At 71.7% G+C, this 24,596-nt stretch carries 25 protein-coding genes and 1 rRNA gene; 11 read left to right on the top strand and 15 right to left on the bottom strand.

Annotated features, from left to right (window positions below):
- Positions 1-94: ribosomal RNA gene (rrf, locus tag ACFWN1_RS03180) — 5S ribosomal RNA — on the top strand; the annotation flags it as partial.
- Between the two features lie 61 nt (positions 95-155).
- Here rrf and ACFWN1_RS03175 read toward each other — a convergent pair.
- On the bottom strand, positions 156-704 hold the full coding sequence (locus tag ACFWN1_RS03175; RefSeq protein WP_384357593.1) for a cysteine hydrolase family protein: 549 nt from the start codon (positions 702-704) through the stop codon (positions 156-158).
- 62 nt (positions 705-766) lie between these two features.
- On the opposite strand from ACFWN1_RS03175, the gene ACFWN1_RS03170 reads away from it, so the two are divergent.
- Positions 767-1,288 carry a GNAT family N-acetyltransferase gene (locus tag ACFWN1_RS03170; RefSeq protein WP_384357605.1) on the top strand — a complete coding sequence of 174 codons (522 nt, stop codon included), beginning with the start codon at positions 767-769 and terminating at the stop codon, positions 1,286-1,288.
- Here the strand turns inward: ACFWN1_RS03170 and ACFWN1_RS03165 are convergent.
- From ACFWN1_RS03165 to ACFWN1_RS03135, 7 genes are all read right to left on the bottom strand, one after another.
- Complete coding sequence (locus tag ACFWN1_RS03165; RefSeq protein ID WP_384357591.1) at positions 1,277-2,767, bottom strand: type VI secretion protein; 1,491 nt, start codon at positions 2,765-2,767, stop codon at positions 1,277-1,279. The genes ACFWN1_RS03170 and ACFWN1_RS03165 overlap by 12 nt on opposite strands.
- Positions 2,768-2,776: 9 nt before the next feature.
- On the bottom strand, positions 2,777-4,186 hold the full coding sequence (locus ACFWN1_RS03160) for an ATP-binding protein (RefSeq protein ID WP_384357589.1): 1,410 nt from the start codon (positions 4,184-4,186) through the stop codon (positions 2,777-2,779).
- Positions 4,187-4,195: 9 nt separating this feature from the next.
- Entirely contained in the window at positions 4,196-5,755 is a 1,560-nt protein-coding gene (locus ACFWN1_RS03155; protein WP_384357587.1) for an SCO6880 family protein, read from the bottom strand.
- Positions 5,752-7,077, bottom strand: coding sequence for a hypothetical protein (locus ACFWN1_RS03150; RefSeq protein ID WP_384357585.1), 1,326 nt, complete (start codon positions 7,075-7,077; stop codon positions 5,752-5,754). Before ACFWN1_RS03150 ends, ACFWN1_RS03155 begins: the two co-directional genes overlap by 4 nt.
- The gene (locus ACFWN1_RS03145) at positions 7,067-7,885 is read right to left on the bottom strand and encodes a hypothetical protein (RefSeq protein ID WP_384357583.1); all 819 of its coding nucleotides are present in this window, start codon (positions 7,883-7,885) and stop codon (positions 7,067-7,069) included. Before ACFWN1_RS03145 ends, ACFWN1_RS03150 begins: the two co-directional genes overlap by 11 nt.
- A gap of 111 nt (positions 7,886-7,996) precedes the next feature.
- Positions 7,997-8,305: a hypothetical protein gene (locus ACFWN1_RS03140; RefSeq protein ID WP_003991275.1), complete on the bottom strand. Its 309-nt coding sequence runs from the start codon at positions 8,303-8,305 to the stop codon at positions 7,997-7,999.
- A 299-nt stretch (positions 8,306-8,604) separates the two neighbouring features.
- Entirely contained in the window at positions 8,605-9,213 is a 609-nt protein-coding gene (locus ACFWN1_RS03135) for a TetR/AcrR family transcriptional regulator (protein ID WP_384357580.1), read from the bottom strand.
- A 98-nt stretch (positions 9,214-9,311) separates the two neighbouring features.
- On the opposite strand from ACFWN1_RS03135, the gene ACFWN1_RS03130 reads away from it, so the two are divergent.
- The 4 genes from ACFWN1_RS03130 to ACFWN1_RS03115 all read left to right on the top strand — a co-directional run bounded on the left by ACFWN1_RS03130 (position 9,312) and on the right by ACFWN1_RS03115 (position 13,313).
- On the top strand, positions 9,312-10,253 hold the full coding sequence (locus ACFWN1_RS03130) for an oxidoreductase (RefSeq protein WP_384357578.1): 942 nt from the start codon (positions 9,312-9,314) through the stop codon (positions 10,251-10,253).
- A 252-nt stretch (positions 10,254-10,505) separates the two neighbouring features.
- Complete coding sequence (locus tag ACFWN1_RS03125) at positions 10,506-11,273, top strand: trypsin-like serine peptidase (protein WP_384357576.1); 768 nt, start codon at positions 10,506-10,508, stop codon at positions 11,271-11,273.
- 160 nt (positions 11,274-11,433) lie between these two features.
- On the top strand, positions 11,434-12,378 hold the full coding sequence (locus tag ACFWN1_RS03120) for an NlpC/P60 family protein (RefSeq protein ID WP_384357603.1): 945 nt from the start codon (positions 11,434-11,436) through the stop codon (positions 12,376-12,378).
- A gap of 230 nt (positions 12,379-12,608) precedes the next feature.
- Positions 12,609-13,313 (top strand): phosphatase PAP2 family protein, encoded by a 705-nt coding sequence (locus tag ACFWN1_RS03115; RefSeq protein ID WP_384357574.1) that lies wholly within the window; start codon positions 12,609-12,611, stop codon positions 13,311-13,313.
- A 59-nt stretch (positions 13,314-13,372) separates the two neighbouring features.
- Here the strand turns inward: ACFWN1_RS03115 and ACFWN1_RS03110 are convergent, their stop codons facing one another.
- Complete coding sequence (locus ACFWN1_RS03110; protein ID WP_384357572.1) at positions 13,373-14,902, bottom strand: FAD-binding oxidoreductase; 1,530 nt, start codon at positions 14,900-14,902, stop codon at positions 13,373-13,375.
- Positions 14,903-15,225: 323 nt separating this feature from the next.
- Between ACFWN1_RS03110 and pstS the strand changes: the two genes are divergently transcribed.
- The 4 genes from pstS to pstB all read left to right on the top strand — a co-directional run bounded on the left by pstS (position 15,226) and on the right by pstB (position 19,347).
- A complete protein-coding gene (gene pstS / locus ACFWN1_RS03105) occupies positions 15,226-16,347 on the top strand; it encodes a phosphate ABC transporter substrate-binding protein PstS (RefSeq protein WP_384357570.1) in 1,122 nt (373 codons plus the stop codon).
- A 133-nt stretch (positions 16,348-16,480) separates the two neighbouring features.
- On the top strand, positions 16,481-17,473 hold the full coding sequence (pstC, locus tag ACFWN1_RS03100) for a phosphate ABC transporter permease subunit PstC (RefSeq protein WP_384357568.1): 993 nt from the start codon (positions 16,481-16,483) through the stop codon (positions 17,471-17,473).
- Positions 17,470-18,531, top strand: coding sequence for a phosphate ABC transporter permease PstA (gene pstA / locus ACFWN1_RS03095; protein WP_384357566.1), 1,062 nt, complete (start codon positions 17,470-17,472; stop codon positions 18,529-18,531). The genes pstC and pstA overlap by 4 nt, the downstream gene beginning before the upstream one ends.
- 39 nt (positions 18,532-18,570) lie before the next feature.
- The gene (gene pstB / locus ACFWN1_RS03090; RefSeq protein WP_384357564.1) at positions 18,571-19,347 is read left to right on the top strand and encodes a phosphate ABC transporter ATP-binding protein PstB; all 777 of its coding nucleotides are present in this window, start codon (positions 18,571-18,573) and stop codon (positions 19,345-19,347) included.
- Positions 19,348-19,459: 112 nt separating this feature from the next.
- Here the strand turns inward: pstB and ACFWN1_RS03085 are convergent, their stop codons facing one another.
- Positions 19,460-20,458 (bottom strand): anion permease, encoded by a 999-nt coding sequence (locus tag ACFWN1_RS03085; protein WP_384357562.1) that lies wholly within the window; start codon positions 20,456-20,458, stop codon positions 19,460-19,462.
- A 7-nt stretch (positions 20,459-20,465) separates the two neighbouring features.
- A complete protein-coding gene (locus ACFWN1_RS03080) occupies positions 20,466-21,086 on the bottom strand; it encodes a DUF47 domain-containing protein (RefSeq protein ID WP_030804247.1) in 621 nt (206 codons plus the stop codon).
- A gap of 206 nt (positions 21,087-21,292) precedes the next feature.
- Between ACFWN1_RS03080 and ACFWN1_RS03075 the strand changes: the two genes are divergently transcribed.
- Entirely contained in the window at positions 21,293-21,598 is a 306-nt protein-coding gene (locus tag ACFWN1_RS03075; protein WP_384357560.1) for a metal-sensitive transcriptional regulator, read from the top strand.
- A gap of 9 nt (positions 21,599-21,607) precedes the next feature.
- Here ACFWN1_RS03075 and ACFWN1_RS03070 read toward each other — a convergent pair whose 3' ends face one another.
- The 4 genes from ACFWN1_RS03070 to ACFWN1_RS03055 form a co-directional block, all read right to left on the bottom strand.
- Positions 21,608-21,781 carry a hypothetical protein gene (locus tag ACFWN1_RS03070; protein ID WP_167513628.1) on the bottom strand — a complete coding sequence of 58 codons (174 nt, stop codon included), beginning with the start codon at positions 21,779-21,781 and terminating at the stop codon, positions 21,608-21,610.
- Positions 21,782-21,861: 80 nt separating this feature from the next.
- On the bottom strand, positions 21,862-22,734 hold the full coding sequence (locus ACFWN1_RS03065; RefSeq protein ID WP_384357558.1) for a hypothetical protein: 873 nt from the start codon (positions 22,732-22,734) through the stop codon (positions 21,862-21,864).
- Between the two features lie 375 nt (positions 22,735-23,109).
- Complete coding sequence (locus tag ACFWN1_RS03060; protein ID WP_384357556.1) at positions 23,110-23,541, bottom strand: NUDIX hydrolase; 432 nt, start codon at positions 23,539-23,541, stop codon at positions 23,110-23,112.
- Positions 23,542-23,560: 19 nt separating this feature from the next.
- Positions 23,561-24,583, bottom strand: a complete 1,023-nt coding sequence (locus ACFWN1_RS03055; RefSeq protein ID WP_384357601.1) for a CHAD domain-containing protein — start codon at positions 24,581-24,583, stop codon at positions 23,561-23,563.
- Positions 24,584-24,596: the final 13 nt, after the last annotated feature.

Below are 24,596 nucleotides of genomic sequence, written 5' to 3'. Positions count from 1 at the left end.
AACGCCCGGTTACATTCCGAACCCGGAAGCTAAGCCTCACAGCGCCGATGGTACTGCAGGGGGGACCCTGTGGGAGAGTAGGACACCGCCGAACTATATTTGAGGGAAACCCCCGCACCTTTTGGTGCGGGGGTTTTCTGCGTTTAAGACCCTTTTTAGAAAGCCACCTCCGCTGTATTCACCGTTCCGCCCTTGCGGCCGGGAGCGTGCTGGCCGTCCCAGTACAGGTTGGTATGTGCGATCACCAGATCTGGGGTGGGCGCACCGTGCTCGCTGAGGTCGTCCGTGGTGTGGGCGTCGGCGACGAGGAGCGCGTCGTAGCCACGGACGAGTGCTCCCTGCAGCGTGGAGCGGACGCAGAAATCGGTCGCTGCCCCCGTCACGACCAGCCGGCCCACGCGCCGCTCGGCCAGGACGGACTCCAGGTCGGTGTCCTCGAAGGAGTCCCGGTAGCTCTTGTGCACCAGAGGTTCGCCGTCGAGGCGCTTCAGTTCGGGCACGAACTCCCAGTCCTTTGTGTCCCGTTCCAACCCGCGGTCGTTGTGCTGCACCCAGATTACCGGCACCTCCTCCGCGCGGGCCTTGTCGATCAGGGTGTTGATACGGGCGATCACACTGTCGCGGTCGTGGGCCGCGGCTACGACGTCGTTCTGGACGTCGATGACGAGGAGAGCCGTGCGGTCACGGCCGGGGAGGGTTGTCATGGGGGTCACTGTACGGACGTACTACCGTGGGAGGTATGGGAGTTGAGGGTGGTCAGGGGTATATGGTCCGGGGCGTGCGCGCGGCGGAGTGGGGGGATGTGAAGCGGCTGCGGCTGGACGCGCTGCGAGATCCCGTAGCTCATCTCGCCTTTCTGGAGACGTATGAGGACGCCGCGGCCCGGCCGGATTCGTTCTGGCAGGAGCGGGCCGCCGGGAAGCCGGGGGTGCGGCAGTTCGTGGCCGAGGTGCCCGGTGGGGAGTGGGCCGGGTCGGTCACCGTGCTGCTGGAGGAGGCCGGAAGCCAGGACTGGGCCGGGTATGCGGTCGAGCGGTCGCAGGCACATGTGGTCGGGGTGTTCGTACGGCCCGGACACCGGGGGAACGGGCTGATCCAGGAGCTGCTGGACGCCGGTGTGGCGTGGGCGTGGGCTCAGGGGGCGGAGCGGGTGCGGCTCTTCGTGCATGCCGAGAATCCGCGGGCTCAGGGGGCCTATCTGCGGGCCGGGTTCAAGCCGACCGGGCTTGTGGTGTCGTTCTCGGAGGACGAGGACGAGCGGGAGCGGGAGTTCGTGCTAGACCGGTAGGTTCTCGTGGGGCCAGCGGGCGCGGGCCTGTTCGCGGGAGCGGAGCAGGGCCAGGGTGGGGAGGCCCTGGGCCGTGCCGTTGGTGAGCAGCCCCGGGAGCTGGGGGACGGGGGCGACCGCGGCCACGTCGTCCAGGACCAGGGTGAGTGGTGGGTCGAGCCGGCCGGAGGATGACCGTTCGGCCGTGCGCCGGCCGTGCTCGACCACGCTGGAGGCGAGGGCCGTCAGCAGGGGCATCGCACCCGGCTGGGTCCTGGGGTCCTCGATGGGTTCACCGACGACATAGAGCGTGCCCCCCTCGTGGATGAAGGAAGCCAGGGCGAGCGTGTCGGCTCGGTGCGGGGTGCACGATTCGCGGATGTTGACCGTGAGCAGCGCGGAGAGTGCCCGGTTGGTCAACTCCTGGGCGATGTCACGGCGTTCCGGGTGTGAGGTGAGGGCCGCCTCCAGTTCGCCGGCGGAGCCGGGGGCCGCCTCGGGGTGGGTGCGCAGGGTGCGTACCGCGTCCTGGAGCTGGGTGCCCTGGGTCCAGCGGTGGACGTGGCGGACGGTGCGGCCGTCCAGCGCGGCGGCGTGCAGGTAGCTGCGCAGCAGGGTGGTGGCGGTGTCGGTGACGGCCTGGTCGATGCGGGCCGTGGGGCGGACGGGGGCCAGGAGTGCCGTGGCGCGGGCCAGCGCGGTGGGGCGGTCCTCGCAGCCCGTCGTGGGGGACCAGTGCAGGCGGGCCGGGGTGTCGCAGCGGTGGGTGGGGTCGTAGAGGAGGACGGGGCCGAGCTTGGCCCGTGCGTCCTTGGTGTCCTGCCAGAGCGCCGGGTCCGAGGTGACGACCAGCGCCGAGCCGGGGGCGTCCCGGAGGGCCGTGGTGGCGCGGGCGTGGCGGGTCTCGGGGGTGCCGTAGAGCAGGGGGACTTGGGACGCCGGGGTTTCGGGCGGGAGGTGTGCCACGAGCGGCTCGGGTGGCGTCATGAGGGCCGGCTGTCCGGTGCGGGGCTCCGGGACCGTCTCAGGTTCCAGGGCCTTCTCAGGTGTCGGGGCCTTCTCACGTTCCGGGCGCTTCTCCGGCGCCGGTGCGATGGGTCCGGGCGGTGGTGCGGTGACCCGCCGTACCCGGCCGGCGCGCCAGCGGGCGATCGTGCCGAGGACGAAGACCGCCAGGACGAGCAGGATCAGCAGCTGGCCGATGAACAGGCCCCAGAAGAGGCCCCAGCCGGGGAGCCGGTCCGGTGGGGTGCCTGCCCAGGCGCCGGCGATGTCGTGCGGCTGGGCGACCAGGTGGCGTATGGCCAGGGGGGTGCGGGTGAAGGCCAGCGGGGCCGGCCAGGCGCCCCGCGCGAAGAGGGCCGCGAGGCCGGTGGCCGTCCACACCAGGACCGTCATGCCGAGGAGGAAGGCCAGCAGGCCGACCAGCAGGCCGTCCGGGATTCCGCCGCCCTCGCCCGCGCGTCCGGTGTCCCGGCCGCCCCGCTCGTCCGCTCGCACGTGCTCTCCCTACGCCACCGTCGACTCGGGGTCGCCCACATGCTGCTCCACGAAGGCCGCGGCCCGCTGCTCGGCCTCCAGCTCGGCGGCGCGCAGGGCGTCGTCTGCGACGTCGGCGGAGGACTCGGTCATCGCGCGGTCGGTGAAGACCAGCGGGCGTTCGGTCTCGGTGATCAGGTGTTTGACCACCTGGACGTTGCCGTTGACGTCCCAGACCGCGATGCCGGGGGTGAGCGTCGGGATGATCTCGACGGCCCAGCGGGGCAGGCCGAGGACGCGGCCGGTCGCTCTGGCCTCGTCGGCCTTCTGGGCGTAGATGGTCCTGGTGGAGGCCATCTTGAGGATCGCGGCCGCCTCCTTCGCCGCCGCGCCGTCGACCACGTCGGAGAGGTGGTGGACGACGGCGACGAAGGACAGGCCGAGGCGCCGGCCGAACTTCAGCAGCCGCTGGAACAGCTGGGCCACGAACGGGCTGTTGATGATGTGCCAGGCTTCCTCGACCAGGAAGATGCGCTTCTTGCGGTCGGGCCTGATCCAGGTGTGCTCCAGCCACACGCCGACGATCGCCATCAGGATGGGCATGGCGATGGAGTTGCGGTCGATGTGCGAGAGGTCGAAGACGATCAGCGGGGCGTCCAGGTCGATGCCGACCGTGGTCGGGCCGTCGAACATGCCCCGCAGGTCGCCGTCGACCAGCCGGTCGATGACCAGGGCGACGTCCAGGCCCCAGGCCCGTACGTCGTCTATGGCCACGTTCATCGCCTCGGCGGACTCCGGCTCGGGGTGGCGGAGCTGCTCGACGATGTCGGTGAGGACGGGCTGGCGGTCGAGGATGGTCTCGTTGACGTAGGAGTGGGCGACCTTGAGGGCGAAGCCGGAGCGTTCGTCCAGGCCGTGGCCGAGCGCGACCTCGATGATCGTGCGGAGCAGCGCGAGCTGGCCCGTGGTGGTGATCGCGGGGTCGAGCGGGTTGAGCCGGATGCCGTGGTTGAGGGCCGCGGTCGGGTCGAGCCGGATGGGGGTTATCCCCAGCTCCTCCGCGATGAGGTTCCATTCGCCGACGCCGTCCTCGCCCTGGGCGTCCAGGACGACGACCTGACGGTCCTTGAAGCGGAGCTGGCGCAGCACGTACGTCTTCTCCAGAGCCGACTTGCCGTTGCCGGACTCGCCGAGGACCAGCCAGTGCGGGGCGGGGAGCTGCTGGCCGTACAGCTGGAAGGGGTCGTAGATGTAGCCCTTCCCGGAGTAGACCTCGCGGCCGATGATGACGCCGGAGTCGCCGAGGCCGGGCGCGGCCGTCGGCAGGTAGACCGCCTGGGCCTGCCCGGTGGAGGTGCGCACCGGGAGGCGGGTGGTCTCGACCTTCCCGAACAGGAAGGACGTGAAGGCGTCGGTCAGGACGGACAGCGGATCTCGCATGGAGAGCCTCTACCTTCGGATGCCGGTGGCGAACGGGAGGGTGTTCACGAACGCGCGGTGGTGCTCGCGGTCGCACCACTCCAGCTTCAGGTACGACTTGCCCGCCGAGGCGCGGATGGTGCGCTTGTCGCGGTTGAGCGCCTCGGGGGAGCGGGCGGAGACGGTGATCCAGCCGACGAGGTTGACGCCGGCGGCCCCGCTGGCGAGATCCTCGCCGCGCTGGTCGAGGCGGGAGTGGGCGGCGACGTCGCGCGGGTCGACGGTGCGGTTCATCTTGGCCGCGCGGGACGCCTCGGCCTCGTCGTTGGTCTTCTCCGTCAGCATGCGCTCGATGGCGACCTCGGTGGGTTCGAGGTCCATGGCGACGGCGACGGTGCGGATGACGTCCGGGGTGTGGACGAGGAGGGGGGCGAGGAAGTTGACGCCGACGGGGGTCATCGGCCATTCCTTCACCCAGGCGGTGGCGTGGCACCAGGGGGCGCGGGTGGTGGACTCGCGGGTCTTGGCCTGGAGGTAGGTGGGCTCCATGGCGTTCAGCTCGGCGGGCCAGGCGTTGCGCTGGGTCATGGCCTGGATGTGGTCGATGGGGTGGTCCGGGTCGTACATGGAGTGGATCAGGGAGGAGAGGCGGCCCTGTCCGAGGGGCTGGCGGACCCGGATGTCGGCTTCCTGGAGGCGGGAGCAGATGTCGGTCAGCTCGCGGGCCATGACGATGGCGAGGCCGGCGTCGCGGTCGAGCTTGCGGCCGGCCTGGGGGCGGGCGGCGCGGGCCATGGCGTGGGCCTCGGCGGCGAGGTCGCGGTTGAAGCTCATGCAGGCCACGAGGTAGGCGCGGTGCTGCTCGCTGCTGGTGGAGACCATGGACTGCAGCTGGTCGTAGGAGCGCTGCAGCCACTCGGGGGAGCGGCCGTCGCCGCGCATCACGACGTCCTTGGCGTGGGCGTCGGGGTCGGCGGGGAGGGTGCGGGCGAGCATCTGGATGCGGTTGACGAAGCCGTCGCCGTTGGCCACGTGCTTGAGGAGGGTGCCGAAGCGGTCGACGAGGGCTTCCTGGTCCTCGGAGTCGCGCAGGCCGACGCCGGGGCCCTCGATCTCGATGGCGGCGGTGACGGTCCTGCGGTCGGCGTGCAGCAGTACGGCGATCTCGTCGGGGCCGAAGGGGGCGGCGAGCCAGTTGATGCGGCCGATGCCGGGGGGCGGGCCGATCTCGACCTCGCGGCCGTCGAGGCGGATGCCGGACTCCATGACGGGGGAGCGGTAGACGGCCTCGCGCTTGACGGTGCGCTTGTAGGAGCGGTTGATCTCGAACCACTTGTAGAAGGTGCGGCGCTTGTACGGCACGTAGACCGCGGCGACCGCGAGCATCGGAAGGCCGCTGAGCAGGGCGATACGCAGGGGGAGGGCGGGTACGAGGAGGCCGCACATCATGCCGAGGAACGCGCCGACGACGATCAGGGCGATCTCGCCGGACTCGCGGTTGCGGCCGATGATCGCGTTGGGCCGGGCGCGGCCGATGAGGTACGTACGGCGGGGCGTGACCGGATGGGACAGGTGGGCCTCGGTCGTCAACGCCCTTCACCTCCAGAGCGGTTGGTGCTGCTGTTGCGGGTGTTGCCGGCGTGCGGGGTGTTGACGGGGCTGGGGGCGCGGGGTGCGGGGGCCGCGGCGGGGGCGCTCTGGGGGGTGCGGCCGCTGTGGGCGGCGACGCCGCCGCTGGCCGGGTTGGCGGGGCGGGGGGTGTTCGCGCCCTGGCCGCCGCCCGCGTTGCTGTCGGCGCGGGTGCTGTGGGTCTTGATGCCCTGGGCGACGAGGGTGGCGGGGGAGCTGATGACGGCGGCGGCCTTGCCTTCGGCGCCCTGCATGATGCGGTTGTTGCGGGAGCCGGCGATGTCGTCGCCGAAGCCGGGGACGAAGCGGTAGATCATCGCGCTGGCGAAGATGGCGAGCAGGATGATGGAGAGGCCGGAGACGACGGCGGAGAAGGCATCGGGGCCGTTGTCGCCGGCGAGGGCGCCGGCGAGGCCGAGGACGATGACGATGACCGGTTTGACCATGATGACGGCGATCATGATGCCGGCCCAGCGGCGGACGTGGCCCCACAGGTTCTTGTCGACGAGGCCCGCGTAGACGACGGTGCCGAGGAGGGCGCCCACGTAGAGCAGGGCGGCGCGGATGACGAGTTCGAGCCAGAGGACGCCTGCGGCGAGGATGCTGACCAGGGAGACGATGACCAGCATGATGGGGCCGCCGCCGATGTCGTCGCCCTTCTCCAGGGCGCCGGAGAAGGTGCCGAAGAACGTGTCGGCCTGGTCGCCGGTGGCTTTCGCCAGGACGTCGGTGACGCCGTCCGCGGCGGAGACGACGGTGTAGAGGATCAGGGGGGTGAAGGCGGAGGCCAGCACCGTGAGCCAGAGGAAGCCGACGGCTTCGGAGATGGCGGTGGTGAGGGGGACGCCCCTGACGGCTCGCTTGGCCACGGCCAGGAGCCACAGGACGAGGGTGAGGATCGTGGAGGCGGCGAAGACCACCGCGTACTGCTGGAGGAACTTCGGGTTCGTGAAGTCGACGCTCGCCGTCTCCTTCACCGCGTCACTCAGCTTCCCGATCGTCCACGACGCGGCATCGGCACAGCCCTTGGCGAGGGAGGCGAGGGGATCGAGGGTGGACGTCAGGGGGTTGTCGGTGGTGAGACCCTTGCGCGAGCTGCCTCCGCCGGTGCTGTCCTTGTCGCAGAAGTCGCGTGCCGCGCCGTGGATCAGGTCGCAGGGATCGTTGCTCTTCGTGGGCTTCGGTGAGGGCGCCGCGAGAGCGCGGGAAGCCGTGAGGACGGCCGTGGCCTGGACGGCCCCGACGATGCCGGCCAGGGCGAGCAGGCGGCGATCAGCGCGCATAGGTGAACCCTCCGTACTCCTCGACCGTCTTCGACATGTCGTCCGCGCTGGAAGCCTTGTCGTCACCGGGGACCGGTGCCGGTCCTTCCTTCTGGGAATGCGTGACGATCTTCCAGTCGTCGGCTGCCCACTGGAGTCTCATCGTGATGGTGAACCAGCTGTTGGTGACCGGGTTGGTGGACTTGGCTCCCGCCAGCCCCAGCAGCCCGCTGCACCAGACCGCGACCGTGGCGGTGTCGTCGCCGGGTTCGGTGACCTTGGTGCCGATCGGGCTCGTCCGTGAGACGAAGGTGGACCCCGACGGCGCGGCGCCGTCCGCGCTCAGGCCGAGGCTCTGATTGAAGGCGGAGGTGTACGCCTCATCCATCTCCGCTGTGGAACTCGTGACTCTGGAAGGGGTCATGACGGTCTGGAGGACGGAGTCGCGCTTGGCCTTGTTGAACATCTCCGCCGACCCCAGCGCCACCGCGTAGTTGGCCGCCGCGCTCTCCGCCCCTTGTTGGGTGTGGGGGAAGTGGGTGGGGATGCCGTTTTCGGTGGTGGGGACCGGGGTGGTGCCCGAGGCGGCTGTGGGGGCGGCGTTCTGGTGGGCGGGGCCCTTGGTCGGGGAGTTCGACGGGGGGGAGTTGTCGCGGTTGGCGAAGGCGATGGCGGCGATGAGGAGGACGACGACGCCGACGACGGTGATGAGGCTCCGGGAGGAGGAGCGGGGGGTGCGGCGGGGGGCGCCGCCGTAGGGGTCGCCGCCGGGCAGGTGGGTGCGGGTGTGCCCGGTGTCGGGGTAGCCGTGCTCGCCTGAGGTGCTCATGCCGCGTACGCCCTCTCCGCCTCGTGTTCATACGACGGTAGCCGGGCTGGTCCTCGCGCGTACGCGCTGTGGTGACTCGACATCAGGGAAACGCAACCTCGGTCGGAGCGGTCAGACGGCCATGCCGTACACGATGGTGAACAGCGTGCCGAGGGAGCCGATGATGAAGACCCCGGTGAGGCCCGCGATGATGAGTCCCTTGCCCTGTTCCGCGCTGAAGGTGTCCCGCAGCGCGGTGGCACCGATGCGCTGTTTGGCCGCGCCCCAGATGGCGATGCCGAGGCAGAGCAGGATGGCGACGGCCATCACCACCTCGATCATCACCTTCGCCTCGTTGCCCAGGCTGCCGAAAGGCCCCCAGTCCGGAGCGATTCCGCCGATGATGGTGTTGATGTCTCCCTTGTCGGCCGCAAAGAGCATGTAAGTCACCGCCCCTGGTGGGTAGTTGTGCCGGTCCTCCGCGGTGTGCGGAGGTCGGCACCCATTGTCGCCGACAACGTCGCCGTCGTATGTCGACTTGGCGGCATTCACAGGCGGGTCTCGTACATTTGGTGTGTACGGTCACTCTGTGTATCACAGCAGGTCACGCCGGGCAATGACGCGGGAGCGAAACCTGCGGTGTGGTTCCGTCGTTGGGCTCTTTTACGGCCTTTCAGCTTGCCGGAGCGGTTTCTGACGGCTGGTCGGGTGAGGCGTCGAGACGATGTTCTCACGCCGGGTCAGCGGGGCCGGAGTCCGTGCAGCAGGAGGTGGACGTGGGTGTCGAGACCGGCGAGGGCCTCGTCGGCGTCCAGGGCGCAGCCGGCGATGAGGGCGGCGAGGCCGTGCAGGCTCGCGGCGGCGACGAGGGTGATGCGCTCGGGGTCGCCCTGGACGATCTCGCCGCGTTCCTGGGCGTGGGCGAAGGTGCGGGTGAGGGCGCCGAGCGACTGGTCGACGGTGGTGGCGAGCCGGTCGGAGCTGTCGGGGTCGTGCTTGCGCGCGAACATCAGCTCCAGCAGCTCGGGGTTGTCGACGGCGAAGCCGAGGTAGGCGCGGGCGAGGTCGGTCAGGTGCCGCTCGAAGTCCGCGTCGGGGGTGTCGGCGGTCGCGGCGGTGAGGGCCCGGTCCAGCCGCTGGTAGCCGTCGAGGGCGAGGGCGTCGAGGAGGGCCTGCTTGTCCTTGAAGTGGCGGCCCGGAGCGGCGTGGCTGACGCCGGTGGCGCGGGCCAGTTCGCGCAGGGAGAGGGCGGCGGCGCCCTTCTCGCGCAGGGTGCGCTCGGCGCTCTCCAGCAGGGCGGCGCGCAGGTCGCCGTGGTGGTACGGGCGGCTCGTGGGGATGCGCGGCATGGGGGTCATCGTATCCCGATGTTGTCGGCGCCAGCTTTGTTGGCGATGGCTGCATTGTTGTCGTTGACATCATTGTTGGCGTTGCCTACATTGTGGTCATGGCCGAGATGAGCGAGGCGCGCGCCGCGCGCCGGTGGAATGTGGACCGTCTGCCCGATCTGAGCGGCCGTACGGCCGTGGTGACCGGTGCCAACAGCGGGATCGGCTTCGTGGCCGCCGCCGCGCTGGCGCGGTCCGGGGCGCACGTGGTGTTCGCGGTGCGGGATCTGGCGCGGGGCGCCGCCGCCGCGGGCCGGGTGAGCGGGAGCACCGAGGTGCGCCGGCTGGACCTGGCGGACCTGGACTCGGTGCGCGAGTTCGCCGCCGGCTGGGACCGCCCCTTGGACCTGCTGGTCAACAACGCGGGCGTGATGATGCTGCCGGAAGGGCGGACCGCGCAGGGCTTCGAGACCCAGTTCGGCACCAACCACCTCGGGCACTTCGCCCTGACCAACCTGCTGCTGCCGCAGGTCACCGGCCGCGTGGTGACCGTCTCCTCGACGCTGCACCGGAGCGGGGACGGCCGGATCAGCTTCGACGACGTCAATCTGCGCGGCCGTTACACCCCGACCCGCGCCTACGCCCAGTCCAAGCTGGCCAACCTGCTGTTCACCCTGGAACTCCAGCGGCGCCTCGCCGGGGCGGGGTCCCCGGTGCGCGCCCTCGCCGCCCACCCCGGCTACGCGGCCACCAACCTCCAGAGCCATGCCGCCAGCCCGCTGGCCCGTGCCTTCATGGGCGTCGGCAACAAGGTGTTCGCCCAGGACGACAAGGGCGGCGCCCTGCCCACCCTGTACGCGGCGACCGAGGATCTGCCCGGCGCGTCCTACGTCGGCCCCGGCGGTCTCGGCGAGTGGCGCGGCGCCCCCGCGCTGGTCGGCCGGAGTGCGGCGGCCAGCGATCCGGAGGCCGCCCGGCGGCTGTGGACGCTGTCCGAGGAGCTGACCGGGGTGCGGTGGGCGCTGGAGGCGCCCGCGACCGGCGGAGCCGACAGGGCGTGACCGCGCGACGGGCGGGGCGTGGCCGGCGCCGGGGGGCCGGCCGGCACTCCGGCCCGCGGCGCCTCACCCGCGGCGCCTCACCTGCGGCGCCTCACCCGCGGCGCCTCACCTGCGGCGCCTCACCTGCGGCGCCTCACCCGGGGCGCCTCACCTGCGGCGGTCGGTGCGCGGCCGGTTCACAGGAGAGTCTCAGCGAAGTCCGGGAAGGTGTCGCAACCCTTTCTCAACCCTGGCGGGACGGAGTGAGAACTGATGAAGCGCAGTGCACGTGACCCGGTCACTTCGCGGCCCGCCCTGCTCGGCGCGGTGGTGCTGCTCGCCCTCACCTCGGCCTCCGTGGCGGCCGCCGATGACGGCCGCGGCCCGCTCGAGGTGACCGTCACCGCGCCCGCCGGTGCGCGGACCGCCCGGGTGGGCGCGCTGTTCGGCGCGGACGGCGCGGGGCGGCCGGAGCGCGACCACTTCTGCACCGCCTCGGTCGTGCACAGCCCCGGCCGGGATCTGCTCGTCACCGCCGCGCACTGTGTCACCCGCACCGGCGGGAAGCTGTTCTTCGCGCCGGGCTACCGGGACGGCCGGGCGCCGTACGGGATGTGGCCGGTGGAGGCGCGGGTGCTGCCCGGGAGGTGGACGGCGGAGCGGGACGAGGACAGCGATGTGGCCTTCGCGCACGTCGGAGAGGTGGACGGCAGACGGCTGGAGGACGTGGTCGGCGCGAACCGGTTCACCACCGGGACCGCGACCGGCGCGAGTGCCGTCACCGTCCTCGGTCTCCCGGACGCCCGGGAGACGCCGGTGATGTGCACCGACCGGCCGGTGGCGCGAGGCCGTACCCAGCAGCGGGTGCGCTGCCCCGGTTTCACCGGCGGGACCAGCGGCAGCCCCTGGGTGAACGGGTCCGGGCAACTGGTTGGGGTGCTCGGCGGGCACGAGCGGGGCGGTTCGACGGCGGACGTCTCCTACAGCGTGGTGCTGGGGAGCGCGGCGGCCGCGCTGTACCGGACGGCGGCCGGGAGCTGAAAGGGCGTCGGACCGGCCGCCGCTAGGCCGAATTGTTGGCCTGAGGGCCGGGCGCGGGGGCAAAGCGGCCTTGAACCGGGCCGATATGGGGGAGGGTTGACCCGTGCGCAAAGTATGGGTGGCCGGGGGTGCCGCGATCGGGCTCGGTCTGAGCTTCGTGATGCTGCTCGTCGCCGGGGTGTACATCGTCGCGGGCAACCTCGCGGGCGGGGTCGCCGCCGGCGGTGTCGGGCTGGCCAAGGGGGCGGTCCCGGCGGCGTACCAGCCGCTGGTGCGGAAGTGGGGCAACCTCTGTCCGGCCATCAACCCCGCCTTGCTGGCAGCCCAGTTGTACCAGGAGAGCGGATTCAACCCGGGTGCGCGCAGCCCCGCGAAGGCGCAGGGGATAGCGCAGTTCATCCCCGGCACCTGGGCCACTCACGGGGTGGACGGGGACGGCGACGGCGACCGGGACGTGTGGGACCCCGACGACGCGATCCCCTCGGCCGCCTCCTACGACTGTGAACTGGCCAAGTACGTCAGGCACGTTCCCGGTGACGTCTCGGCCAACATGCTCGCCGCCTACAACGCGGGCGCGTACGCGGTCATCCGGTACGGGGGCGTGCCGCCGTACCGGGAGACGCGGAACTACGTGAAGACGATCACGACGCTCTCCAGGAGCTTCGCCGCGCCGGTCACCCGCGTGGACCCCTCCCGGCAGGCGGCCGGGGCCATCGCCTACGCACAGAGCAAGCTCGGCACCCCGTATCTGTGGGGCGGCACCGGTACGGCCGCGCAGAGCGGGCGGTTCGACTGCTCGGGGCTGACCCAGGCGTCGTACGACGCGGTCGGGATCAAGCTGCCGCGCGTGGCGAACGACCAGTACAACGCGGGACCGCATCCGGCGCGCGACGAACTGCTCCCGGGTGACCTGGTGTTCTTCTCGCACGATCCGGCCGACTCGCGGGCCATCCACCACGTGGGGATCTACGTGGGCGGCGGCTACATGATCGACGCGCCGCGCACGGGTGCGGTGATCCGGTTCGACCCGGTCGACGGCGGTGATTACTTCGGTGCCACCCGGGTCACCGAGGATGGCGCGAAAGCGTTGCCGACCCGGGTGTAGCGGAGCGTCAACCCACCCCCTGAGCTGCGCGGACGGGTATCTCTTCGGTAACGTCTGAGTGATCATTCAGTGGAGCGTGGAACGTATTCACAGACGGTGTGCGTTCCTGTTCACGTAGCCGAGCAGACGTCAGTGCGCCAGTGCAGCGGAAGCGGATCTACGACCCACGGGGGAGTTGGCGCGACGCACACCGGGTGCGTCCGGTCAGACGACGAAGGGGCCGCCGCACCATGGCTGTACTCGCCGAATCCGGATCGAACCCCGACGTCGAGCTGCTCTACGACATCAACGGCCTGGCGAAGGCCGCGCCGCACTGGTTCGACCGGATGATCGAGTTCGTGGGCGAGTACGGACTGCCGGTGGCCATGGTCCTGCTGGTGCTGGCGTGCTGGCTGACGGTCCGGCGCAAGGGCGGCCCGGACGCGGTGTCCTCGGTGTCCGCGCTGGTGTGGGCGCCGCTCGCGGCGGCCGTGGCCGTCCTGGTGAACGTGCCCATCCGGGGCTTCGTGGAGCGGCCCCGCCCGTTCCTGGACCACCAGGGGCTCAGGGTCCTGATCGCGGGCAAGAGCGACTACTCCTTCGTCAGCGACCACGCGACGATCACCATGGCGCTCGGCGTCGGCCTCTTCGTCGCCAACCGCCGCTTCGGCGTCGCCGGTATCGCGCTCGCCCTGCTGGAGGGCTTCTGCCGGGTCTTCATGGGCGTGCACTACCCGACCGACGTGGTCGGCGGCTTCGCGCTCGGCACGGCGGTCGCGCTGCTGCTCTCCCCGCCCGCGACGGCGCTGCTGACCCCGCTGGTACGGGCCGTCGCCCGCTCCCCGCGCGCGGGGCGGCTGGTGAGTGCCCGTCCGGTGGGCGGTGAGCGCGGTGGCGCGCTGTTCTCCGGCGGCCGCGAGCCGGCCGGGACCGGGGACAAGGACCTGGCGGCCTAGGGACCCGGGGCGTTCGGAGCGGGCCGCGGCACTCGGCGGTGCCGCGGCCTTCTCGTGTCTCACAGCCCCTGCGCGTAACCGAAGAACCGGTCCGGGTCGTACCGCTTCTTCACCTCGGCGAGGCGGGTGCCGGCGCTGCCGTAGTAGGCGCGGCGCCAGTCGGTCAGGGCGGAGTCGGTGTAGTTCTGGTAGGCGGCGCCCGAGGCGTGGGGGCGCAGCGCGGTGTGGGTGGCGTCCAGCCAGGTCCGGGCGGCCGTGCCGGAGCTGCCCGCGCCCCAGGAGGCGAGGTACTGGGCCAGCATGCGGGAGCGGCGGTGCACGAAGGCGGTCGCGGTGGGGGAGACCCGGTTGACGGCGCCGCCCAGCGCGGTGAGCGCCACGCTGCCCGCGCCGCCGGACATGGCGCCTACCCGCTTCAGCAGGGTCTCCACGCCCGCCGGGGACAGCGAGCGGTCGAAGAAGTCGGAGCGGGCCGCGTAGGTCTCGCGGTGCAGGGCGCCGTGCGGGGAGCGGCCGGGGGTGGTGCCGGGCAGATGGCACTGGGCGTCGGTGGCGAAGGCGGAGCAGCCGGCGTAGATCTCCATCGCCTCCTCGTAGCCGTGGTCGCGCAGGGAGACGGCCGAGGCGTCGGCGCCCGCGCGGTGGGCGAGGCGGTCGACCGCGTTCTCCAGTCCGCTCCGGGAGCCCAGGGAGAAGCAGGAGACGGAGACGGTCGGGGTGTGGCTCCCGGCGCGTTCCAGATGCAGGGCGGACCAGATCTCGTCCGGCTGGGCGGGCCCCCACTCCTGCCAGGCTCTCAGCACCGCCGCCGCCTTCGCCCACGGCCAGCGCAGGGAGGCGGTGACGGCCCGCGGGGCGGGGTGGGTGGCGAAGCGCAGTTCGGTGACGACGCCGAAGTTGCCGTTGCCCGCGCCGCGCAGCGCCCAGAACAGGTCCGCGTTCTCGCGGGCGTCGGCGGTGCGGGTACGGCCGTCCGCCGTGACCAGGGTGGCCTGGGTGAGGCTGTCGCAGGTGAGGCCGTAGGCGCGGGAGGCGACACCGTGGCCGCCGCCGAGGACCAGGCCGGAGATCCCGACCGTCGGGCAGGAGCCGGCCGGTATGGTCGCGCCCTTGGCGGCGAGCGCCCGGTACACGTCGATCAGCTTGGCCCCCGCGCCCACCACGGCGTGCCCGCCCGAGACGCTGACCCGGTTCAGGGCGGACACGTCCAGGATCAGGCGGCCGTCACCGGAGGAGTAACCGGCGTAGGAGTGGCCGCCGTTGCGGATCGCCACCTTGATCCGGCGGGTCCGGGCGTACGCGAGCAGGGTGCGGAGGTCGGCGGTGTGGGCGGCGTAGGCGACGGCGGCGGGGCGCAGGGTGTCGAAGCGGGTGTTGTAGAGGCGGCGGGCCGGGGTCCAGGAGGCGTCGCCGGGGCGGACCAGGGTGCCGTCGAGGTCGCGGGCGAGGGCGGTCCAGTCGGCGGCGGCCCTCGCGGCGGTGGAGATCCGTGGCCCGGTGGGGGCCGGCCGGGCGGAGGCGTCGCCGCCCGGCGCGCATGCGGTGAGGGCGGTGGCGCCCCCGCCCATGAGAAACATCCGTCGGTCCATGTCCGCCGCCCCTCGCCCCTGTCGGCCCCCGGGTCCGGGTGGCCTCTCCTTGACCCAGACGGCGGGCGGGGGGCCGGGGTTGCGGTCGGGGGGCGAGAACGCGTCGCCGGCCGAGACATGGGCGTGTCCATTTCGTATGCGTTCCGTCACCTCACCGGGCCGACGGCAGGGGTTCACCCCTCGTTCACTTCGGGCCATCGGCGGCTTCACCTGTTCTGCCTAATTTCGGCCGTAGCCGGTACGGAGTGCGGACAAGACGCACTGGCGTACCACCAACTTCGCACGCCGCCCCTCGCGGCGGCTCCTGGAAGGAACTTCCGAACGTGAAGCTTCAGCGCAAGAACCGGCTGCGCGCCCTCTCGCTCGGTGCGGTCGCCGTCTCCGGTGCCCTGGCCCTGACGGCGTGCGGTTCCGACGACGCGGGCACGAAGCCCAGCGGTACGTCGTCGTCGGCGGCCGCCGGTTCGATCAAGTGCGACGGGGCCAAGGGCCAGCTGCTGGCTGACGGCTCCTCGGCGCAGAAGAACGCGATCGACGCGTGGGTGAAGGAGTTCTCCCAGGCGTGCGGTGTGCAGATCAACTACAAGGGCGCCGGTTCCGGTGCCGGTGTCACCTCCTTCAACCAGGGTCAGATCGCGTTCGCCGGCTCCGACTCCGCGCTGAAGCCTGAGGACGTCCTCGCCTCGAAGAAGGTCTGCAAGGGCGGCCAGGGCATCGACCTGCCGATGGTCGGCGGCCCGATCGCGCTCGGCTACAACGTGCCCGGCGTGGACGACCTGGTGCTGGACGCCCCGACGCTCGCCAAGATCTTCGACAGCAAGATCCAGAAGTGGAACGACGCGGCGATCAAGAAGCTGAACCCCTCGGCGAAGCTGCCCGACCTGAAGATCCAGGCGTTCCACCGCTCCGAGGACTCCGGCACCACGGACAACTTCACCAAGTACCTGATCGCCACCACCCCGGACAACTGGAAGTACGAGGGCGGCAAGGCGTGGCAGGCCAAGGGCGGCCAGGCGGCCTCCGGGTCGGCCGGTGTGGCCCAGGGCGTCAAGCAGAACCCGGGCGCGATCGGCTACTTCGAGCTGTCCTACGCCAAGGACATGACCACCGTGGCCGTCGCCACCGGTGCCAAGACCCCGGTGAAGCCCTCCACCGACTCCGCCACCGCCGACATCGCGGCCGCCAAGGTCGTCGGCACCGGCAGTGACCTCACGCTGAAGCTGGACTACAACACCAAGGCCGAGGGCGCCTACCCGCTCACCCTGGTCACGTACGAGATCGTCTGCGACAAGGGCAACAAGCCCGAGACGCTGCCCGCGACCAAGGCGTTCCTGACCTACCTCGCCTCCGAGGACGGCCAGAAGGTGCTGTCGGAGAACGACTACGCGCCCATCCCCGCAGAGATCATCGCCAAGGTCCGCACCACCGTCGCCGGCCTGAGCTGACCTGATTCCGCGTGTGCGTGCCGGCCCCGCTCGTGGGGGCCGGCCGCACCGTCCGGTGCACCGCCGCCCGGAGCCGCACGTCGCGTACGGCTCCTGTGAGCCGCCCGCGCGGCTCAGCAGACCGGAGAACCCGATGGACATATCGACGACAACCGACGCACCCCCTCCCCCCGCCGCCCACGCGCGGCGGCCCGCCACGGGTGTGACCCGCCCCGGCGACCGGATCTTCCTGGCCCTCTCGCGCGGCTCGGGCATCCTGCTGTTGGTGATCATGGCCGCCATCGCGGTCTTCCTCACCTACCGGGCGTGCCTGGCGATCAGCGCCGACGACGGCAACTTCCTGACCACCTTCGAGTGGAACACCAACACCGACCCGCCGGTCTTCGGCATCGCGGTGCTGGCGTTCGGCACGGTCGTGTCCTCGATCGTCGCCATGGCGCTGGCCCTGCCGATCGCGGTCGCCATCGCGCTGTTCCTCACCCACTACGCCCCGCGCCGGCTGAGCGGCCCGATCGCCTACGTGATCGACCTGCTCGCCGCCGTGCCCTCGATCGTGTACGGCCTGTGGGGCGCCCTGATCCTCGTCCCGCACATGCAGGGCCTGTACGGCTGGCTGGACGAGTTCCTCGGCTGGACCGGGATCTTCGCCTGGGACGGCGGCGCGCCGCGCGCGATGCTCACCGTCGGCATCCTGCTGGCCATCATGATCCTGCCGATCATCACCAACGTGAGCCGCGAGGTCTTCCGCCAGGTGCCCCGGATGCACGAGGAGGCCGCTCTGGCCCTCGGCGCCACCCGCTGGGAGGTCATCCGCATGGCGGTGCTCCCCTTCGGGCGCTCCGGTGTGATCTCCGCCGCGATGCTGGGCCTCGGCCGGGCGCTCGGCGAGACGATGGCCGTGGCCACCGTGCTCTCCCCGAGCTACGACATCCAGGCCAGCCTGCTCGACCCCGGCGGCGGCACCTTCGCGCAGAACATCGCCTCCAAGTTCGGTGAGGCGTCCGTGCAGGGCCGGGACGCGCTGATCGCCTCCGGTCTGGTCCTGTTCGTCATCACCCTGCTGGTCAACGGCGCGGCCCGCGCGATCATCGCCCGCCGCAAGGAGTACTCGGGGGCCAACGCATGAGCACCGCACTGAATCCCCGTGACGGCGCCGGTGTGCGGCGCGGTGCCGGGCTGCCGAAGTGGTCCCTGTGGGCGGTCGCGGCCGGTTCCGTCGCCCTGGCCGCGGGCATCGGCCTGGTGGCCGGACTGCACAGCCGTGTCCAGTGGGGCCTGATCGCCGCGCTGCTGTTCGTCCTCGGCACCTACGCGGTCGCCGCCCGCGCCGAGGGCCGCCGCCAGGCTAAGGACCGGGTCGCCACCGCACTGGTCTGGGTGGCGTTCCTGCTGGCCCTGATCCCGTTGGTGTCGCTGGTCTGGACGACCGTCTCGCGCGGCGTGAAGGTCCTCGACGGCTACTTCCTCAGCCACTCCATGGGCGTGATCTCGGACTCCGAGCCCGGCGGCGGCATCTACCACGCCATCCTCGGCAGCCTGGAGCAGGTCGGCCTCGCCACCGCGATCGGCGCCCCCATCGGTGTGCTCACCGCGGTCTACCTGGTGGAGTACGGCCGGGGTCGGCTCGCCCTGGCGGTGACCTTCTTCGTCGACGTGATGACGGGCATCCCGTCCATCGTCGCGGGCCTGTTCATCCTCAGCCTGATGCTGATCCTCGACCTCCAGCCCTTCGGGTTCGCCGGTTCGCTGGCCCTGGCGATCCTGATGATGCCGGTGGTGGTGCGCTCCACCGAGGAGATGCTGAAGCTGGTCCCGAACGAGCTGCGCGAGGCGTCCCTGGCGCTCGGCATCCCGAAGTGGCGGACCATCCTCAAGGTGGTCCTGCCGACCTCGCTCGGCGGCATCACGACCGGCGTCATGCTGGCCGTCGCCCGCATCGCGGGCGAGACCGCCCCGGTGCTGCTGCTGGTGTTCGGCAACCCCTTCATCAACGCCAACCCCTTCGAGGGCGCCCAGGCGTCGCTGCCGCTGTACATCTACCAGCAGTACGCGCAGAGCGCGGGTGCGGGCGCGGCCTACGACCGTGCCTGGGCCGCTTCGCTGACGCTGATCGCGTTCGTGATGATCCTCAACCTGGCGGCCCGCGGCATCGCCCGCTGGAAGGCCCCCAAGACCGGTCGCTGACGCGGCCCCCCTCAGCGACCGACTGGAAGTAGTGAAGCAATGGCCAAGCGAATCGATGTGAGCGGACTCACCGCCTTCTACAGTGCCCACAAGGCGATCGAGGACATCTCGATGACCGTGGAGCCCCGTTCGGTGACGGCGTTCATCGGCCCCTCCGGCTGCGGCAAGTCGACGTTCCTGCGCACCCTGAACCGGATGCACGAGGTGACCCCCGGCGGCCGCGTCGAGGGCAAGGTGCTGCTGGACGACGAGGACCTGTACGGCAGCGGCGTCGACCCGGTGTCGGTGCGGCGCGAGGTCGGCATGGTCTTCCAGCGCCCGAACCCGTTCCCCACCATGTCGATCTTCGAGAACGTGGCGGCGGGCCTGCGGCTGAACGGCGGCCACCGCAAGAGCGAGCTGGACGACGTGGTGGAGAAGTCGCTGCGCGGCGCCAACCTGTGGAACGAGGTCAAGGACCGGCTGAACAAGCCCGGCTCCGGCCTCTCCGGCGGCCAGCAGCAGCGGCTGTGCATCGCGCGGGCCATCGCCGTCGAGCCCCGGGTGCTGCTGATGGACGAGCCGTGCTCCGCGCTCGACCCGATCTCCACTCTCGCGATCGAGGACCTGATCGGCGAGCTGAAGGAACGGTTCACGATCGTCATCGTGACCCACAACATGCAGCAGGCGGCGCGCGTCTCGGACCGTACCGCCTTCTTCAACCTGGCCGGGGTGGGTGAGGCGGGCAAGCTGGTCGAGATCGACGACACCGAGCGGATCTTCTCCAACCCCTCGGTGCAGGCCACCGAGGACTACATCTCGGGCCGCTTCGGCTGAGCCGGACCGGCACTGTGCCCCTCGCGGTGCTGCATGGCGGTGCCACCGCGAGGACATGAGAAGGGCCCGCTCCCGGTGATCCGGGGGCGGGCCCTTGCTCTGTGCGCGGCTTCTACAGTACGGCCAGGTCGACCAGCTCGAAGGCGCCCGCCGCGACCAGCGCCGCGGCCGGCATGGTGATGAACCAGCCGAGCACGATGTTCTTGGCGACGCCCCAGCGGACCGCGTTGACCCGCTTGGTCGCGCCCACACCCATGATCGCCGAGGTGATGACATGGGTGGTGGAGATCGGCGCCTTGAACAGGAACGCCGTGGTGAACATGATCGACGCGCCGGTCGCCTCGGCGGCGAAGCCCTGCGGCGGGTCCAGCTCGATGATCTTGCGGCCCAGGGTGCGCATGATGCGCCAGCCGCCCGCGTAGGTGCCGAGCGACAGCATCAGCGCACAGGAGATCTTGACCCAGACCGGGATCGGGTCGCCGAAGGTCTCGTCGCCGGAGATCACCAGGGCGAGCACCACGACACCCATGGTCTTCTGCGCGTCCTGGAGACCGTGGCCGAGCGCCATACCGGCCGCCGACACCGTCTGGGCTATGCGGAAGCCGCGCTTGGCCTTGTGCGGGTTGGCCTTGCGGAACAGCCACAGGATGGCCGTCATCACCAGGTAGCCGCCGACCAGACCGACGACCGGGGAGATGAACATCGGGATGACGATCTTTTCGACCACCCCGTTCCACAGCACGTCGGTGCCGCCCGCCAGCGCCGCGCCCACCATGCCGCCGAACAGCGCGTGGGAGGACGACGAGGGCAGGCCGAAGTACCAGGTGGCGAGGTTCCAGACGATCGCGCCGATCAGCGCGGCGAAGAGGATGGCCATGCCGTGCGAGCCGTGCGGGGTCTCGATCAGGCCCTCGGAGACGGTCTTGGCGACACCGGAGCCGAGGAAGGCGCCGGCGAGGTTCATCACGGCCGCCATCGCCAGCGCCGCGCGCGGGGTCAGCGCACGCGTCGACACCGAGGTGGCGATGGCGTTCGCGGAGTCGTGGAAGCCGTTGGTGTACGTGAAGACGAGCGCGACCCCGATGGTCACGATCAGAGCGAAGGTGTCCATCGACGCCTCAGGACTCCTTGACGGCGATGGTCTCCACCGTGTTCGCCACGTGCTCGAACGCGTCCGCCGCCTCTTCCAGCACGTCCACGACCTGCTTGAGCTTCAGCACCTCGATCGCGTCGTACTTGCCGTTGAAGAGCTGGGCGAGCAGCTTGCGGTGGATCTGGTCCGCCTGGTTCTCCAGCCGGTTGACCTCGATCCAGTACTCGGTCAGGTTGGACATGGTGCGCAGGTTCGGCATCGCCTCCGCCGTCAGCACCGCGGCCCGCGCCAGCACCTCGATCTGCTGCTCGACGCCCTTCGGCAGCTCCTCGATGTTGTAGAGGACGACCAGGTCGACGGCCTCCTCCATGAAGTCCATGATGTCGTCGAGCGACGAGGCCAGGTTGTAGATGTCCTCGCGGTCGAACGGCGTGATGAAGGAGGAGTTCAGCTGGTGGAAGATCGCGTGCGTGGCGTCGTCACCGGCGTGTTCCGCGGCCCGCATACGCTCTGCGATCTCGGCTCGGGCGGAGGAGTCCGCCCCGAGCAGTTCCATCAGGAGCTTCGAGCCCGTGACGATGTTGTCCGCGGACGCGGCGAACATGTCGTAGAAGCTCGTCTCCCTGGGGGTCAGACGAAAGCGCACGTGTGGTCCTCGGGATGCTCTGGTTTCGGTCTGGCTGATGCTAGGTGCATCATCCGGCCACGGCTATCGGGCCATCCCCCAGTGTCGCCCATCGCGCACCGTTGCTCGGCACGGGGGACCTTCGACCTGTCCGCTACCCCGGGAAGTTCGTTACGATATACCCACCAGGGGTATGTGTTCCCGCCGTCCCGAGATGGAGGCCCGCGATGACGACGACCGAGCCCGGCGCCACGCACGGTTACCACCACCAGAAGGACGAGCACCTCAGGCGGCTGCGCCGGGTCGAGGGCCAGGTCCGGGGGCTCCAGCGCATGGTCGAGGAGGACACGTACTGCATCGACGTGCTCACCCAGGTCTCCGCCTCCACCAAGGCGCTCCAGTCCTTCGCGCTCCAGTTGCTGGAGGAGCACCTGCGGCACTGCGTGGCGGACGCGGCCCTCAGGGGCGGCGACGAGATCGACGCGAAGGTGGACGAGGCGACGAAGGCCATCGGGCGCATGCTGCGCACCTGATCCGCTGGGCTAGGCGGCGGCTGCGCGCTCCTCGGTGACCCGGAGCACCTCGTCTATGCTCGCCAGGCTCAGCCGGTCCTCGGCGGCCGAGGCGGCGATGATCAGCTCGCCGCACAGCTCTATCTCCGCGAGGGCCACGTGGTCCTGCACCGCCGTACCGCCGACCGGGGCCACGCGCGTCACCTCTTCCTCTTGGTCCTGCCTGCCGGCACCGGCTTCCTAGAGTAGGGATCGCGCCACGCGCCGCGCATGGCACGGACGGGCTAGTCCGCCGGGGCCCCCTGGCCATCCGCGAGGCGGCCCGCGTAGATGTCGGACTCGCGGGGCAGCGTCACGTCGGCCTCGGTGCCGAAACCGTGCAGCAGGGTGGTGGAGGCGACCGCCACGGCCGCCGCCCGGGGCCCGTTGACGAAGCTGAAGCGCTGGCGGAGCTTGCGGATGCGGCCCTCGGCGTCGAGATACACGTCGAACGGGACCTCGGCCGTGGCGAACCCTTTCGCCGCCGCGGCGAGCGACGCCCGGTTGCCCGCCGAGGCCGCACGGGCCGCGCCCGCCAGGTCGGCGGTGCCCCGGTAGTGCCGTACGGCGGTGCCGCCGACGCTCGTCAGGCCCACGTAGACCGCCGTACGGGTCCCGCGCAGCACCTCGGCCGCGGCGTACGGGTCGGTCGCGCCGCCGGTGACCAGGTTGCCGTCGGAGACGGTCGCGGCCTCCACCCTGACCCACTTGTCGGCGGGCACGCCCGCGCCCCGGTTCTTCATGAACAGGGCGCCGGGGGCGAGGAGTTCGGTGATGGGCCGGTGTTCCGGGGTGCCGGTCGGGTCCGCCGGGAGGATCACGGTCAGCCGGCCGAGACGGCGCCCGAAGTCGTAGACGCCCCGGCCCCGGATGGTGACCCGGGTGCCGCCGGTCGCCATCTCCATGGAGGTGGTGGCCCGCGCGGTGCCCGCGTCGCCCAGGGTGTCGGCGGCCTGCCGGAGCACGGCAACCGGCTCGCCGCCCGCGCCGTTCACCCCCTCGGCGGCGGCCCCGCTGCCGGAACACCCCGAGGCACCCGCCCCGAGCCCGACCGTGAGTCCCATGATCCCCACCGCGACGCCCGTCCTGCCCGCGCGCGTGTGCTGCCGCCGATCCATGGCCTGCCTAACCCCCAGCCGGTTTTGTCCGTCACTGGCCCCCTGTCCTTCCGGTTAACGACGGGTAGGGAGTGCCGTCACGCGCTGTCCGGCCCCCGGAACGGACAAGGGGGCCGAGGGGAGCCGGGAGGGGGCCGGGACACGCCCCGGGGGGTGGCCGGTAGCGTGGCGCCGTGGCGTCGGATGAGGGCCCCGAGGGGGCGCGGGAACACCGCACGGAGACGGCCGAGCAGGGGCGCTTCTGCGTGGCGCGGTGCAGTTGCGGCTGGCGGGGGCCGGCGCGGCGGGCACGCAGCCAGGCGCGGACGGACGCGCAGGGGCACCTCGGCGGAGCGTGAGCGCTCCGGCGCACGCTCCCGGGTGCTCCCCGCGTGCTCAGGGGTGTTCGAGCCGCCGGGTGAGGGCGTCGAGCAGATCGCGGTCGCGGGGCTGGGTCAGCCGGGCCCGCGCCTCGGTGAGCGCCAGCCACACCACCTCGTCCACCTCGGAGTTGGGTGTGAACGCCCCGGAGACGGCCTCGGCGGCCCAGTAACGCACCTGCTTGGGGCGCCCCTCGACCGGATACCGCAGGGTGGGCAGCTCGGGCCCGGTCTCGGCCGCGTACCCGGTCTCCTCCGCGACCTCCCGCACGGCCGCCGCGAGCGCGGACTCGCCCCGCTTGAGCTTGCCCTTGGGGTGGGACCAGTCGTCCCACCGGGGGCGGTGGACGAGGCACACCTCAAGGGCGCCGGTGCCGGGTGCCCGGCGCCAGAGGACGCAGCCGGCGGCGTGGACGGTCTTGGGGAGCGCGTCGGGGCCTGCGGGCACGGGGGAACTCCTGCCTGGGTCAGGGGGTGTGTTGCCAGGTCTGCTGGAAGGCGAACCTGGCTGCCTCCACCTCGTGGCGCTGGTCGGCGTGGAGCACGCCGAGGGCGTAGGCGGTGGCGGGGGCGATCCGGGGGGTGCGGGCGGCCTGGGCGGCCTCGGCGGCGGCTTCGGCCGCGTCGCGGTGCCGGGTCAGGGACTCGGCGGCCGGGCGCAGCCTGGGGTCGGCGGGGGCGGTGTGCGGGATCTCGCGGGCGTAGCGGTGCAGGCGCAGGAGCAGCCGGACCTGGTGCCAGGGGCCGTCCTGGGGGTGCGGGGCCGGGTCGGGGGAGAGGCCGTGGATCAGGGCCTGCGCGTTGTAGGGGGCGCCGGCGGTGACCAGGGGGAGGGTGGCGACGGCACCCGTGAGGCGGTCCTCGGCGGCGACGGCCAGGGGCCCGAGGACGGTGCCGGGCGCGGCGGGCGCGAGGGGGACCTCGCTGGCCAGCAGGGCGATCCGGTCGGCGAGGGCGTGGAAGCGGGCGGAGCCCAGGGCCTCCAGCGCGGCGGAGTGGGCGCGGGCCCGTGCCAGGGTGAGCCGGCGCTCCAGCAGCGCGCCCGCCTTGGCCGCGCCGACGGTGAGAGTTCCCCGCTCGGACACCGGTCCCGGGGCGCCCGCGTGCACCACGGCCCGCACCGGCACGGGAGTCGAGCCGGAGAGCCGGTGCAGCGCGAGCAACAGCCGGTCCAGGCGCGCCTCTTGTGCGTACTCCTGGGCCAGGGTGCCCGACACCCAGGCGAGTTCGGGCCGCGTGGTATCGGCCCAGGCGGGGTCGAGGAGGGCCCGGAAGGTGTGCAGGGCGGCGCTGATCCGGCGGGCGGAGCGGCGCAGCGCGCGCCCGGCGTCGGCGGTGTCCCCGGCGCCGCCCGGCCCGTTCCCGGTCTCCCGGTGCGAGCGGAGCGCCCGCAGGAACTCGGTGGCCTGCGCCCGTAGATACGCGGCGAGGTCGTCGCCGGTCGGGGGACCGCCGGGGCCGGGGACGGCGGGGGAACCCGGTCCGGTCACGCGGGCGGTGTCC

It is taken from the genome of Streptomyces sp. NPDC058459 (assembly GCF_042721685.1).
Taxonomy (GTDB): domain Bacteria; phylum Actinomycetota; class Actinomycetes; order Streptomycetales; family Streptomycetaceae; genus Streptomyces.
Note: the sequence above shows the minus strand (reverse complement) of the source record. Positions and strands in the feature narration are given on the sequence as shown.